This is a genomic window from Variovorax sp. 38R (assembly GCF_014843395.1).
GTDB classification, from domain to species: domain Bacteria; phylum Pseudomonadota; class Gammaproteobacteria; order Burkholderiales; family Burkholderiaceae_C; genus Variovorax; species Variovorax paradoxus_H.
On sequence record NZ_CP062121.1, the window covers coordinates 3947004 to 3960061 of the forward strand.

The window sequence follows — 13058 nt, forward strand, 5'->3', positions numbered from 1 at the left end:
CGGCTCACAGGGGGATGTTGCCGTGCTTGCGCCACGGGTTCTCGAGCTTCTTCTCACGCAGCATCACGAGCGAGCGGCAGATGCGCTTGCGCGTTTCGTGCGGCAGGATCACGTCGTCGATGTAGCCGCGCGCGCTGGCCACGTACGGGTTGGCGAAGCGGGCCTTGTATTCGGCTTCGCGGGCCGCGAGCTTCTCGGGGTTGTTCTTGTCTTCGCGGAAGATGATCTCCACCGCGCCCTTGGCGCCCATCACCGCGATCTCGGCGCGCGGCCAGGCGAGGTTGACGTCGCCGCGCAGGTGCTTGGAGGCCATCACGTCGTACGCACCGCCGTAGGCCTTGCGCGTGATGACGGTGATCTTCGGCACCGTGCACTCGGCGTAGGCGTAGAGCAGCTTGGCGCCGTGCTTGATGATGCCGCCGTATTCCTGGCCGGTGCCGGGCATGAAGCCGGGCACGTCGACAAACGTGATGACGGGGATGTTGAACGCATCGCAGAAGCGCACGAAACGCGCGGCCTTGATGCTGCTCTTGATGTCCAGGCAGCCCGCCAGCACCAGCGGCTGGTTGGCCACGATGCCGACCGTCTGGCCTTCCATGCGCGCAAAGCCGATCACGATGTTCTTCGCGTAGTCGGGCTGCAGCTCGAAGAAGTCACCGTCGTCCACCACCTTCAGGATCAATTCCTTGATGTCGTAGGGCTTGTTCGGGTTGTCGGGCACCAGCGTGTCCAGCGAGTAGTCGGGCCGGTCGGCCGGATCGCCCTGGCCGTCGTTGCCCAGGCGCACCGGCGGCTTCTCGCGGTTGTTCAGCGGCAGGTAGTTGTACAGGCGGCGCAGCATCATCAGCGCCTCGACGTCGTTCTCGAACGCCATGTCGGCCACGCCGCTGCGCGTGGTGTGGGTGATGGCGCCGCCGAGTTCTTCGGCCGTCACGCTCTCGTGTGTCACGGTCTTCACCACCTCGGGGCCGGTGACGAACATGTAGCTGCTGTCCTTCACCATGAAGATGAAGTCGGTCATGGCGGGCGAGTACACGGCCCCGCCGGCGCAGGGGCCCATGATCATGCTGATCTGCGGCACTACACCCGAGGCCATCACGTTGCGCTGGAACACGTCGGCATAGCCGCCCAGCGACGCCACGCCCTCCTGGATGCGGGCGCCGCCCGAATCGTTCAGGCCGATGACCGGTGCGCCGACCTTCATGGCCTGGTCCATCACCTTGCAGATTTTTTCGGCGTGGGCTTCGCTGAGCGCGCCGCCGAAGACCGTGAAGTCCTGGCTGAACACGAACACGAGGCGGCCGTTGATCATGCCGTAGCCCGTGACCACGCCGTCGCCGGGGATCTTCTGCTCGGCCATGCCGAAGTCGACCGAGCGGTGCTCGACGAACATGTCCCATTCTTCAAACGTGCCGTCGTCGAGCAGCAGCTCGATGCGCTCGCGCGCCGTGAGCTTGCCCTTGGCGTGCTGCGCGTCGATGCGCTTCTGCCCGCCGCCGAGTCGCGCCTGGGCGCGCTTCTTTTCGAGTTGTTCGATCAGTTCTTGCATGGTGTGCTTCCGAAGCTGTGGTTCTGGATTGCTGGGAGAGTCTTGTGGGGGCCGAGGTGTCACACCCGGGCGGTGATGGCTGCCGCGGCGAGCAGCTGGCGCGCCGCCGTCGAGGCCGGCAGGCTGCCCTGCGCCACCTGCTGCGTGAGCTGGGGCAGCAGCTCGCGCACCTGCGCGTGGTGGCGAAACGCCTGCTTGAGCCCGGCGTCGATGCGTTCCCACATCCACGCGGTCGCCTGTTTTTCGCGGCGCTTCGCGAGCTTGCCGTTGGCGGTCTGCAGTGTCTTGAATTCGAGCACGGCGTCCCAGAAGGCGTCGACGCCAGTGCCCGCGAGTGCGCTCAGCTGCAGCACCTTGGGCAGCCAGAAGCGGCGCTCCACGCCGCTGTGCGCGTCGTGCACCGCGTGCGCATGGTCGGGGTTGCCCTGGTGGCCGAAGAGGCGCAGCGCCGAGGTGATCTGGGCCTGCGCGCGCGTGGCGGCGTCGCGGTCGATGTCGGCCTTGTTGATGGCGACCAGGTCGGCCAGCTCCATCACGCCCTTCTTGATCGCCTGCAGGTCGTCGCCCGCATTGGGCAGCTGCAGCAGCACGAACATGTCGGTCATGCCGGCCACCGCCGTTTCGCTCTGGCCCACGCCCACGGTCTCGACGATGACGATGTCGTAGCCCGCGGCCTCGCAGACCAGCATGGCCTCACGCGTCTTCTCGGCCACGCCGCCGAGCGTGCCGCTCGACGGGCTGGGCCGGATGTAGGCGCGCTCGTGCACCGACAGGCGCTCCATGCGCGTCTTGTCGCCGAGGATGGAGCCGCCCGACACGGTGGACGACGGGTCGATGGTGAGCACAGCCACGCGGTGGCCCTTGCCGATCAGCAGCAGGCCCAGCGTTTCGATGAAGGTCGACTTGCCCACGCCGGGCACGCCCGAGATGCCCAGGCGGAACGACTGGCCGGTGCGCGGCAGCAGCGCCGTGAGCAGCTCGTCGGCCTGCGCGCGGTGGTCGTTGCGCGTCGATTCGAGCAGCGTGATCGCCTTGGCGATGGCACGCCGCTGCACCATGCCGTCGGTCGCGGCAATGGCCCGTTCGAGGGTCTGCACGGTGCCGCTCATCCGCAGGCCAGTTCCGTGCAGCGCCAGCGGTAATGCAGGTCGACGCCCTCTTCGCCTTCGAGCACGAAGCCGTGGCGCAGGTAGAAGCGGTTGGCGTCGCTCTGCACGAGCGCGGTGAGCTTGATGTCGCGGCGCTGTTCGCGCGCCTGGGCCTGTGCCCAATCGATCACCCACTCGCCGATGCCCAGGCCCTGGAAGCCGGTGCGCAGGTAGAGGTGATCGAGCCGCAAGGCATCGGCCCCTTCGGGCTTGAGCGTGACGAAGCCCACGCGCTGGCTGCCGTCGAGCACGATGTGGTGCATGAAGGGCACCACGAAGCCCGCGCTCAGGCGTTCGCGCGAACGTGCGGCATCGAAACGGCCGACACGCTCCAGGCTCGGGCGCATCGCATCGATGCGCAGGGCCAGCATGTCCTCGAAGTCATTGGAGTCCACCGGCTGCAGGGACAGCCGTGGCAGAAGATCGCCCACGATGTACCTCGACCGATCAGGCGGCGACGGCCGCGCGGATCTGCTCCAGCACGTCCTTGGCGCTGGCCGGGATGGGCGTGCCCGGGCCGTAGATGCCCTTCACGCCGGCTTCGTAGAGGAAGTCGTAGTCCTGGCGCGGAATCACGCCGCCGACGAAGACGATGATGTCGTCCGCGCCCTGCTTGCGCAGCTCTTCGATGATGGCCGGCACAAGGGTCTTATGGCCGGCGGCGAGCGTGCTCACGCCCACGGCATGCACGTCGTTCTCGATGGCCTGGCGCGCGCACTCTTCCGGCGTCTGGAACAGCGGCCCCATGTCGACGTCGAAGCCCAGGTCGGCAAACGCGGTGGCGACGACCTTCGCGCCCCGGTCGTGCCCGTCTTGCCCGAGCTTGGAAATCATCACGCGCGGGCGGCGGCCCTGTGCTTCGGCGAAGTCGTTGATCTCGGTCTTGAGCGCTTCCCAGCCTTCGGCCGAGTCATAGGCGGCAGCGTACACACCGGTCACCTTTTGCGTGTCGGCGCGATGGCGGCCGAATGATTTTTCGAGGGCGTCGGAAATCTCGCCGACGGTGGCGCGCGCACGCACCGCGTCGATGCTCAGCGCCAGCAGATTGCCGGTGTTGCTTTCGGCGGCTTCGGTGAGCGCGTCGAGCGCGGCCTGCACCTTGGCGTTGTCGCGCGAGGCGCGGATGCTCTGCAGGCGCGCCACCTGCTGGTCGCGCACCTTCACGTTGTCGATCGACAGGCTGTCGATCGCGTCTTCGGTCTTGAGCTTGTACTTGTTGACGCCGACGATCACGTCCTTGCCCGAGTCGATGCGCGCCTGCTTCTCGGCGGCGGCGGCCTCGATCTTGAGCTTGGCCCAGCCGCTGTCGACGGCCTTGGTCATGCCGCCCATGGCTTCGACCTCTTCGATGATGGTCCAGGCGGCGTCGGCCATGTCCTGCGTGAGCTTTTCCATCATGTAGCTGCCGGCCCAGGGATCGATCACGTTCGTGATGTGCGTCTCTTCCTGGATGATCAGCTGCGTGTTGCGCGCGATGCGCGAGCTGAACTCGGTCGGCAGCGCAATGGCTTCGTCGAGCGCGTTGGTGTGCAGCGACTGCGTGCCGCCGAACACCGCGGCCATCGCCTCGATGGTGGTGCGCACCACGTTGTTGTACGGGTCCTGCTCGGTGAGCGACCAGCCAGACGTTTGGCAGTGCGTGCGCAGCATCAGGCTCTTGGGGTTCTTGGGGTTGAACTCCTTCATGATGCGGCACCACAGCAGACGCGCCGCGCGCATCTTGGCCACTTCAAGATAGAAGTTCATGCCGATGGCCCAGAAGAAGCTCAGGCGCCCGGCAAAGCCGTCGACGTCCAGGCCCTTGGCCAGCGCCGTCTTCACGTATTCCTTGCCGTCGGCCAGCGTGAATGCGAGCTCCAGCGCCTGGTTGGCGCCGGCTTCCTGCATGTGATAGCCGCTGATGCTGATCGAGTTGAACTTCGGCATCTTCTGCGCCGTGTACTCGATGATGTCGCCAATGATCCGCATGCTCGGCGCCGGCGGAAAGATGTACGTGTTGCGGACCATGAACTCCTTGAGGATGTCGTTCTGGATGGTTCCGCTCAATTGGTCTTGTGCCACGCCCTGCTCTTCGGCCGCGACCACGTAGCCCGCCAGCACCGGCAGCACGGCGCCGTTCATCGTCATCGACACAGAGACCTTGTCGAGCGGAATCTGGTCGAACAGGATCTTCATGTCCTCGACCGAATCGATCGCCACGCCGGCCTTGCCGACGTCGCCGGTCACGCGCGGATGGTCGCTGTCGTAGCCGCGGTGGGTGGCCAGGTCGAAGGCCACGCTCACGCCCTGCCCGCCGGCGGCCAGCGCCTTGCGGTAGAACGCGTTCGATTCTTCAGCCGTCGAGAAACCGGCGTACTGGCGGATGGTCCAGGGGCGCACCGCGTACATGGTGGCCTGCGGGCCGCGCAGGTAGGGCTCGAAGCCGGGCAGCGTGTCGGTGTACTTCAGGCCTTGCAGGTCGGCCGCGGTGTACAGCGGCTTCACGCTGATGCCGTCGGGCGTGACCCAGTTCAGCGCATTCACGTCGCCGCCAGGCGCCGACTTGGCGGCGGACTTGGCCCAGGCGTCGAGATCGGCCGGCTTGTAGGTGGGTTCGGGTGTGCTGCTGCTCATGGAAGGCGCCGCTCCAGGCGGTGGTCTGACGGGATTCGCAAGGTCGCTTGCACGGATTTGCAAGCCGTTCGCGAGTCTAACCCATCCGTAATTATTAATTCAAACGCATTTTTTGAAGTACAGTGCAGCCCATGTCCGCCGTCACCCTGACCCCCCGCGCCCTCTATGAAGAGGTGGCCGAGCTCCTGCGCCAACGGATCTTCCGCCGCGAGCTGGAGCCCGGCAGCTGGATCGACGAACTCAAGCTGGCCGAGGAATACGGCATCAGCCGCACGCCCCTGCGCGAGGCGCTGAAGGTGCTGGCCGCCGAAGGGCTGGTGACGATGAAGGTGCGCCGCGGCGCCTACGTCACCGAGGTGTCGGAGCAGGATCTGGCCGATGTGTACCACCTGCTCTCCCTGCTCGAGAGCGACGCCGCCGGCGTCGTGGCCGAACGCGCCACCGACGCCCAGCGCGCCGAGCTGAAGGCGCTGCACGCCGAACTGGAGGCCGCCGCCGCCCCCGGCAAGGAAGACCGCGAGCACTTCTTTGCCGTGAACGAGCGCTTCCACATGAGCCTGCTGGCCATTGCCAACAACAAGTGGCGCGACCAGATGGTGGCCGACCTGCGCAAGGTGATGAAGCTCAATCGCCACAACTCGCTACTGAAGGCGGGGCGCATTGCCGAATCGCTCGCGGAGCACCGGGCGGTGATGGCGGCCATCGAGGCGCGCGATGCCGCCACCGCCATGGCGCGCATGCGCGAGCACTTCCTCAACGGCCTCGAAGCCGCTGTATAGGCTCACCCCCAGGCTGCGCGCACTTCGTGTCGCTTCGCCAACCCCCTTCCGGGGGCGACGCCTGCGGCCCGGCAAAGCCGGTTCCGCGGCGTCCCACGAAAGGGCCTGCGCCTGCGGCGCGGCCTCGTTCAGTCCAGCGTGAGAGTGCCCGCCTCTGTGGCGATGCGGTGGGCAATTTCCAGCATGCGGGGGGCGACGCGGCTCAGCATGGTCTCCCTGGGCAGCAGGTAGGCGGGGCCGCCGCAGCTCACGCCGTAGCGCTCGCCGCGCGGGCCTGCGAGCGCAAAGCCCAGGGCGTGGATCTGGGGATTCCATTCGCCGAACGAGGTGCAGTAGCCCAGGCGGGCGTACTCTTCCAGGCTGGCGATGAGGCGCGGCTCGATGGCGTGCCAGTTCTCGCCGGTTTCGAGCCGGATCTGCTCCAGCAGCGCCGACTGCTCGGGCACGGGCAAGGCGCCGATGTAGGCGCGGCCGGAGGCGGAGGTGGCGATCGACATGCGCGAGCCGACGTCGATGCGGGAGCTGATGAGGGCCGAGCGCGGGCGCAACGAATCGATGACCAGCATGTCGAGGTCGTCGCGCACCGCCATGTGGATGCTGGCCCCCGACAGTTCCGCCAGGTTGCCGAGATGGGGACGCGCCAGTGACCTCAGGTCGAAATTGCGCAGGTAGCGGCTGCTCATGTCGAGCAGCACCGGCCCCAGGCTGAAGCGCTCGCTGTCCTGCGACTGCCGCAGAAACCCCGCGCCCACCAACGTCGCCGTGAGGCGCGACACCGTGGCCTTCGGGATGCCGGTGGTGTCGGCCAGTTCCCGGTTTCCGACGGGTGCCGCTGACATCCCGATGACCTTCAGCAGCGACAACCCCCTGGCAAGCGCACTGACTTCTTCCTTGCCGCCCACAGCTTCACTCATAAGACAGAACCTTTTTCTTGTTTCCCTGACCGCCTTATTCTTGAGCAAAAACAGGTGATTCGCTCACACTTGTTGTTGCATTGTCATGAAACTATGTTCCATCGCGCGTCAACTGCACTCAATTGTGTTGACTGTCTACAAAGTGGGTGGCGGCGGCGAGGGGAATCAGGCGGCCTGGGCGGCGATGGGTTCGTGCGCCAGCGCCATCACTTCGTGCGGCGGACGGGTCTTCAGACGATGGTCGCTCCAGACCTGGCGCCAGCGGCGCGCGCCGGGCAGGCCGTTGCGCAGGCCCAGCATGTGGCGCGCGATCGACCACCAGTTCGTGCCGTGCTCGGTCGCCTCGCGGACCATGTAGTCGCACATCTGCGCCTCGATGTCCTCGCGCGTGAGCGTCTGCGGGGCCTCGCCGTAGAACTCGGCGTCCCACTCGGACAGCCACCAAGGGTTGTGGTACGCCTCGCGGCCGATCATCGCGCCGTCGAGCAGCCGCAGGTGCTCGTGCACCTGGGCGTTGGTGGCGATGCCGCCGTTGATCGAAAACTGCAGCGCCGGAAAGTCGTGCTTCAGGCGGTGCACCAGCGCGTAGCGCAGCGGCGGAATCTCGCGGTTCTGCTTCGGGCTCAGGCCCTGCAGCCAGGCGTTGCGCGCGTGCACGATGAAAGTGCCGCAGCCCGCCTCGCTCACCGCGCCGACAAAGTCGCGCACGAACTCGTAGCTCTCGATCTTGTCGATGCCGATGCGGTGCTTCACCGTGACCGGCACATCGACCACGTCGACCATCGCCTTCACGCAATCGGCCACCAGCTGCGGCTCGTTCATGAGACAGGCCCCGAAGGCGCCGCGCTGCACGCGCTCGCTCGGGCAGCCGCAGTTCAGGTTGATCTCGTCGTAGCCCCACTCTTCGCCGAGCTTCGCGCAGTGCGCGAGGTCGTTCGGCTCGCTGCCGCCGAGCTGCAGCGCCACGGGGTGTTCTTCGGCATGAAAGCGCAGGTGGCGCGGCACGTCGCCGTGGATCAGCGCGCCGGTGGTCACCATCTCCGTGTAGAGCAGCGCATGGCGCGTCATGAGGCGGTGGAAGACGCGGCAGTGCCTGTCGGTCCAGTCCATCATGGGCGCGACGGAGATGATTTTTTCTTTCAGATTCAAGGACTTGTCGTTCATACGCGGGGCGCTCGCTCGGGGGCGTAGTTTCTCACGCGACGGTTTTTAGCGAGCCGCCCGCCCGGTAGTTCCCCGGCGTCACGCCGAAGCAGCGGCGGAACCAGCGCGAGAAATGCGCCTGGTCGGCAAAACCGCATTGCACGGCCACCTCGGCCGGCCCGTGGCCTTCGCGCAGCAGCACCTTGGCGCGGGCGATGCGCGCCAGCCTTGCGTACTGGGCCGGCGCCATGCCGACCGCCGCGCGGAACAGGCGATGGAAGTGCTCGCGCGACACGCCGAGCCGTTCGGCCAGCGCCGCGGGTTCGATGCGGCAAGCGTCTTCGGTCGCGAGCAGGTCGCACACGGCCTCGACGCGCGCATCGCCCGCGGCTCGCGCGACCGCCACGAGCGGGTTGGTCGTTTGCGTGCGGAAGATGCCGTCGAGCAACGCGCCAACCCGCGCGCCATCGGCTGTTAACGCTGCCTGCGCGAGCGCATCGACGGTCGCCTCGTCGCGCCAGACATCGTGCCGCAATGACCCGCGCCGGTCCGCCGGCCAGCCTCTGCGCGCCGCCACCCAGGCGTGCGGCACATACAGCATCACCATGCGAAAGCCTTGGGCGCTCACGCCGGCCGTGTGCAGCGCGAACGGCGGCATCAGCACCAACTCACCCGCCTGTGCCGACCGGGGCGCGCCCGCGCAGACGAACTCGCAGCGGCCTTCGAGGATCGCGCCCACGCTCCACTCGGCATGCCAGTGCAGCACGAAGTGCGCCTTGGGATCGCCCGCGAACATCACCTCGACCGGCGTGCCGTCGTCCAGCGGCAGGCCGATCACGTGCGAGGTCGTCGGGGCGGGGAGCGTCATGGCCCGCCGAGGGTAGCGCAGCCGCCCGCGGGAGGCAGCGCCCTCCTCACACCGCGATCGCGCCGCGCACCGTGAGACCCATCCAGCCTGCGCTGGCCTGCGTCGTCTGCACGGGGCCGAGCAGCGCAAGCTCCTCGACCGGGTGCTCGTGGAAACGCAGCGTGGCCTTGCCCTGCACCCAGCCCGTTTCGACACGGTCGATGATGTCGGCGCGCAGGTAGCGCGGCACGGCGACGCTGCCTGCTTGTGTCAGGTCGGGCCAGCCGATGGCGCCGATGGTGGGCGCGGCCAGGAAGCCCAGCGGCCCGCTCGCCTCGCCCGACAGCGTGACCGTGGCATCCACCAGCCGCCGCTCCTTCACGCTGAGGCTGGCGCCGAGCCGGCTGCCGGCCGCCATCGGCGCGGCGGCCGGATGGATCAGCGGCAGGCTGCGCGTGAGCCAGGTCTGGCCGATCTTCTTGGGCCAGCCCTGCAGCCAGCCGCGCAGCATCGAGATGTCCTGGTCGACGTAGATGAGCGGGCAGTAGAAGCAGCGGCGCGAGGTGTCGCCGCGCGCCGGTTCGATCTCGAGCACCACGATGGTCTCGCGGTACTGCGCGTACACCGGGTCGAGCATTTCGCGCCCGTCGTCGCCGCACGATTGCCAGTCGGCGAAATGCACGCAGCCGTGGCCCGTGGCCACGCCGACCTCCGGCGGCACCAGCGCCGCGCCGCGTGCGGCATCGAACGAGAAACCCACATTGACCAGCCAGCCGGCGTAGTGCCACGGCGGCGCCTGCACGAGCGCGCTGCGGCCTGAAGCGGTGAAGGGTGGAGCGAAAGGAGGCGAAGACAAAGGCGGCATCGAACAACCTGTCGTGACGGAGTCAAAGAAGCCCCGCACGATAGGCACGCCCCGCGCCCGCGTCTTGTACGCCAGTGATGCAATGCACAAACAGCAGTTTCGCGTGCGCGAGGGACGCCATGTGGCGGCGTTGTCCGACTCTGCATTGCCCCCGCGTCGTGACAATGAATCGGCCCGACAAACCTGCGTCACAAGCGCAGACAAGCCGTTGCATTGCATTTCATTTCCAGGCTACGCACCGATGACCCGCATCTACCTCATAGAAGACAACCCCCTGATCGCCACCACCCTGACCGATGGACTGCGGGAATTCTCCGGATGCGAAGTCGTTGCCACTGCCAGCACCTCCGACGAGGCCATCGACTGGCTCGACGCGAACCCCGATGCATGGGACGCCGCCGTGATCGACGTGTTCCTCGCGAAGGGCAACGGCCTGACGGTTGCCAACCACCTGAGGGAACGCAAGTCACCCGTGCAACGCACCGTGGTGTTCATGAACCACGCGACCTCCGAAGTGCGCGAAGGCGCGCTGTCGGCGGGTGTCGATGCGGTGTTCGACAAGTCGCTGCAGCTCGAAGACTTCTACGACTTCTGCCGCACGCTCGGCATCCAGACGCGCCGCTGAACGACTACGCGTTGGCCGCGCGAATCGACTCAGCCAGCAGCCCCAGCCCTTCTTCAAAAACCGCCTCCGGAATGGTGAGCGGAAACAGGAAGCGCACCACGTTGCCGTACACGCCGCATGTCAGCAGCAGCAGGCCGCGCTCGAGCCCCGCCGCATGCACGCGCTTCGTGAACTCGGCGTCGGGCTCGCCGCTGTGCGGATCGCGAAACTCCACCGCCACCATCGCGCCCAGGCCGCGCACATCGCAGATGCGCGACACCTCGGTGCGCAGTGCCGACAGGCACGCCGTCAGCCGCTCACCGAGCATGCGGGCGCGTGCGACCAGCCCTTCGTCTTCGATCACGCGCATCGTCTCCAGCGCCGCCGCCACCGCCAGCGGGTTGCCCGCGTAGGTGCCGCCTAGGCTGCCGACGCGCGTGGCGTCCATGAGTTCGGCGCGCCCCGTGAGCGCCGACAGCGGAAAGCCGCCGGCCAGGCTCTTGGCCGTCGTCACCAGGTCGGCCTCGATGCCGTAGTGCTCCAGCGCAAACAGCTTGCCGGTGCGCCCGAAGCCGGTCTGAATTTCGTCGACGACCAGCAAGATGCCGTGGCGGTCGCACTCCGCGCGCAGGTGTTCCATGAGCGCGGGCGGCGCGACGTAGAAGCCGCCCTCGCCCTGCACCAGCTCGATGACGATCGCGGCCACGCGCTGCGGATCGACGTCGGTCTTGAACAGCCGGTCGAGCGCCGCGATGCTGTCGTCCACCGTCACGCCCAGCGGCACGGCCGGAAACGGCACGTGCCACACGTCGCCCGGCATCGGGCCGAAGCCCGCCTTGTACGGCGCGACCTTGCCGGTGAGCGCCATGCCCATGAAGGTGCGGCCGTGGAAGGCGCCCGAGAACGCCACCACGCCGCTGCGGCCGGTGGCGGCGCGCGCCACCTTCATCGCGTTCTCGATGGCCTCGGCGCCGGTCGTGAAGAGCGCGCTCTTCTTCGCGCTGGGGCCGGGCACGACGCGGTTCAGCTGCTCGCACAGCGCCACGTATTCCTCGTAGGGCGTGACGTGGAAGCAGGTGTGGTGAAAGTCGTCGAGCTGCGCGCGCACGGCCGCCACGATGCGCGGGTGGCGGTGGCCGGTGGCGAGCGTGGCGATGCCGCTGGCAAAGTCGACAAAGCGCCGGCCTTCCACGTCCCACAGCTCGGCGTTGTCGGCGCGGGCGGTGAAGTGCGGCGTGAGCGTGCCGATGCCCTGCGCGCAGGCGGCGTTCTTGCGGGCCTGCAGGCTCGCGTTGGTCGTGACTTGGGTGAGCATGAAGAAAGAGAAATGAAGAGAAGGAGGAAGGGAAATCAGCCGCGCATCAGGTGCTCGGCCAGCGCGCGAAAGGCGTGCATCGAGGTCGGCAGGTGCGCATTCGCGGCCAGCGGGTGCGAGGCAAAACGCGCCACCACCATCTCGGCCTCGGGGTCGATGTGCAGCGCTTGGCCGTGGATGCCTTGCGCGGTGAAGGTGCGGCGCGCGTCGTGCGCCACCCACCACATGTTTCTGTAGCTCCAGCCGGCCAGCCGCGTGTAGCCCGCGAGCGCAAAGCGCGCCGGATCGGCGCCGCAGCGGATGTCGGCCACCACGGCCTCGGGCACGATCTGCCTGCCGTTGAACGCGCCGCCCAGCCGCATCATTTCGCCCAGTCGCGCCAGGTCGCGCAGGCCTGTGCACAGGCCGCCGCCGGCGAACTCGGCGCCCTGCCCGTCCACGGCAAAGGCCGCGTCCTGCTCGGCGCCCAGGCGCGACCAGATGCGCTCACCCAGCACCCGCGCCAGCGGCTGGCCGGCCACGCGGCTGATGAGCCAGCCCAGTACGTCGGTGTTGACCGTGCGGTAGGCAAAGGCTTCGCCGTGCGTGCCCTGCCCCTGCACGGTCTGCAAGAACTGGCGGTAACCCTCGGCGCCCGCATAGCCCGCGGGGCGCGGCAACAACTGGCCGGCGCGCGCGTGCTTCCACACGCCGGCATCGGGGTCGGTGTAGTCCTCCGAGTAGTCGATGCCCGTCGTCATGTCCATCACCTGGCGCACGGTGGCGTGGCCGAAAGCGCTGGCCGCCAGCTCGGGGATATAGTGCCGCACCTGCGCGTGCTCATTGAGCGCGCCCTCCGCCGCGAGCATCGCGCCGACCGTGCCGACGACCGACTTGGTGACCGACATCGCCATGTGCTGCCCGTGCTCGTCGAGCGCGCCGAAGTAGCGCTCGTACACGATGCGCCCGCGGTGCAACACCACCGCGCCGTCGGCGCAGATCGCCGCGAGCGCGCTGCGCCAGTCGGTGCGCGAGCCGTCGACGGGCAAGGTGAAGGCCAGCGTGTCGAGCTCGGGCCGCTCGGCGCGCGGCAGCACCGACACCGCACCGGTGCCGCGCGACACGTTGCGCGTCGGCTGCAGCTCGCGCAGGTGCGAGAAGGCCCAGCGGTTCTCGGGGGCCTGGAAGATCGGGCGCTCGCGCGGGCGCTGCACCGCGGTGCCGGCCGTGGGAAAACCATCGCGCCAGCCGTCGGCCAGCGCGGCATCGGGAGCCGTCGTTTCTTGGGTCGTCATAAAAGGG

At 67.9% G+C, this 13058-nt stretch carries 12 protein-coding genes; 2 read left to right on the forward strand and 10 right to left on the reverse strand.

Annotated elements, in window-relative coordinates:
* Positions 1-4: 4 nt before the first annotated feature.
* The 4 genes from IG196_RS18165 to scpA are packed head-to-tail and all read right to left on the reverse strand — an operon-like array spanning position 5 to position 5310.
* A complete protein-coding gene (locus tag IG196_RS18165) occupies positions 5-1549 on the reverse strand; it encodes an acyl-CoA carboxylase subunit beta (RefSeq protein WP_099790205.1) in 1545 nt (514 codons plus the stop codon).
* Between the two features lie 59 nt (positions 1550-1608).
* On the reverse strand, positions 1609-2658 hold the full coding sequence (gene meaB / locus IG196_RS18170; RefSeq protein WP_192192231.1) for a methylmalonyl Co-A mutase-associated GTPase MeaB: 1050 nt from the start codon (positions 2656-2658) through the stop codon (positions 1609-1611).
* Entirely contained in the window at positions 2655-3128 is a 474-nt protein-coding gene (locus IG196_RS18175) for a GNAT family N-acetyltransferase (RefSeq protein ID WP_099790209.1), read from the reverse strand. Before IG196_RS18175 ends, meaB begins: the two co-directional genes overlap by 4 nt.
* Before the next feature lie 16 nt (positions 3129-3144).
* The gene (gene scpA, locus IG196_RS18180; protein WP_192192232.1) at positions 3145-5310 is read right to left on the reverse strand and encodes a methylmalonyl-CoA mutase; all 2166 of its coding nucleotides are present in this window, start codon (positions 5308-5310) and stop codon (positions 3145-3147) included.
* 131 nt (positions 5311-5441) lie between these two features.
* Here scpA and IG196_RS18185 point away from each other — a divergent pair, with 131 nt between their 5' ends.
* Positions 5442-6089 carry a GntR family transcriptional regulator gene (locus IG196_RS18185; protein ID WP_095947169.1) on the forward strand — a complete coding sequence of 216 codons (648 nt, stop codon included), beginning with the start codon at positions 5442-5444 and terminating at the stop codon, positions 6087-6089.
* 128 nt (positions 6090-6217) lie between these two features.
* Here the strand turns inward: IG196_RS18185 and IG196_RS18190 are convergent, their stop codons facing one another.
* The 4 genes from IG196_RS18190 to IG196_RS18205 form a co-directional block, all read right to left on the reverse strand.
* Positions 6218-7003, reverse strand: coding sequence for an IclR family transcriptional regulator (locus IG196_RS18190; protein ID WP_192192233.1), 786 nt, complete (start codon positions 7001-7003; stop codon positions 6218-6220).
* A 165-nt stretch (positions 7004-7168) separates the two neighbouring features.
* The gene (gene dusA / locus IG196_RS18195) at positions 7169-8167 is read right to left on the reverse strand and encodes a tRNA dihydrouridine(20/20a) synthase DusA (protein WP_192192234.1); all 999 of its coding nucleotides are present in this window, start codon (positions 8165-8167) and stop codon (positions 7169-7171) included.
* Positions 8168-8198: 31 nt separating this feature from the next.
* Entirely contained in the window at positions 8199-9014 is an 816-nt protein-coding gene (locus IG196_RS18200) for a helix-turn-helix transcriptional regulator (protein WP_192192235.1), read from the reverse strand.
* A gap of 46 nt (positions 9015-9060) precedes the next feature.
* Positions 9061-9858, reverse strand: coding sequence for an acetoacetate decarboxylase family protein (locus IG196_RS18205; RefSeq protein WP_192192236.1), 798 nt, complete (start codon positions 9856-9858; stop codon positions 9061-9063).
* A 241-nt stretch (positions 9859-10099) separates the two neighbouring features.
* On the opposite strand from IG196_RS18205, the gene IG196_RS18210 reads away from it, so the two are divergent.
* Positions 10100-10483, forward strand: coding sequence for a response regulator (locus IG196_RS18210; RefSeq protein ID WP_101489993.1), 384 nt, complete (start codon positions 10100-10102; stop codon positions 10481-10483).
* Between the two features lie 4 nt (positions 10484-10487).
* Here IG196_RS18210 and gabT read toward each other — a convergent pair whose 3' ends face one another.
* Positions 10488-11777, reverse strand: a complete 1290-nt coding sequence (gene gabT / locus IG196_RS18215) for a 4-aminobutyrate--2-oxoglutarate transaminase (protein WP_192192237.1) — start codon at positions 11775-11777, stop codon at positions 10488-10490.
* Between the two features lie 35 nt (positions 11778-11812).
* Positions 11813-13051 carry a serine hydrolase domain-containing protein gene (locus IG196_RS18220; protein ID WP_225616711.1) on the reverse strand — a complete coding sequence of 413 codons (1239 nt, stop codon included), beginning with the start codon at positions 13049-13051 and terminating at the stop codon, positions 11813-11815.
* Between the last annotated feature and the right edge of the window lie 7 nt (positions 13052-13058).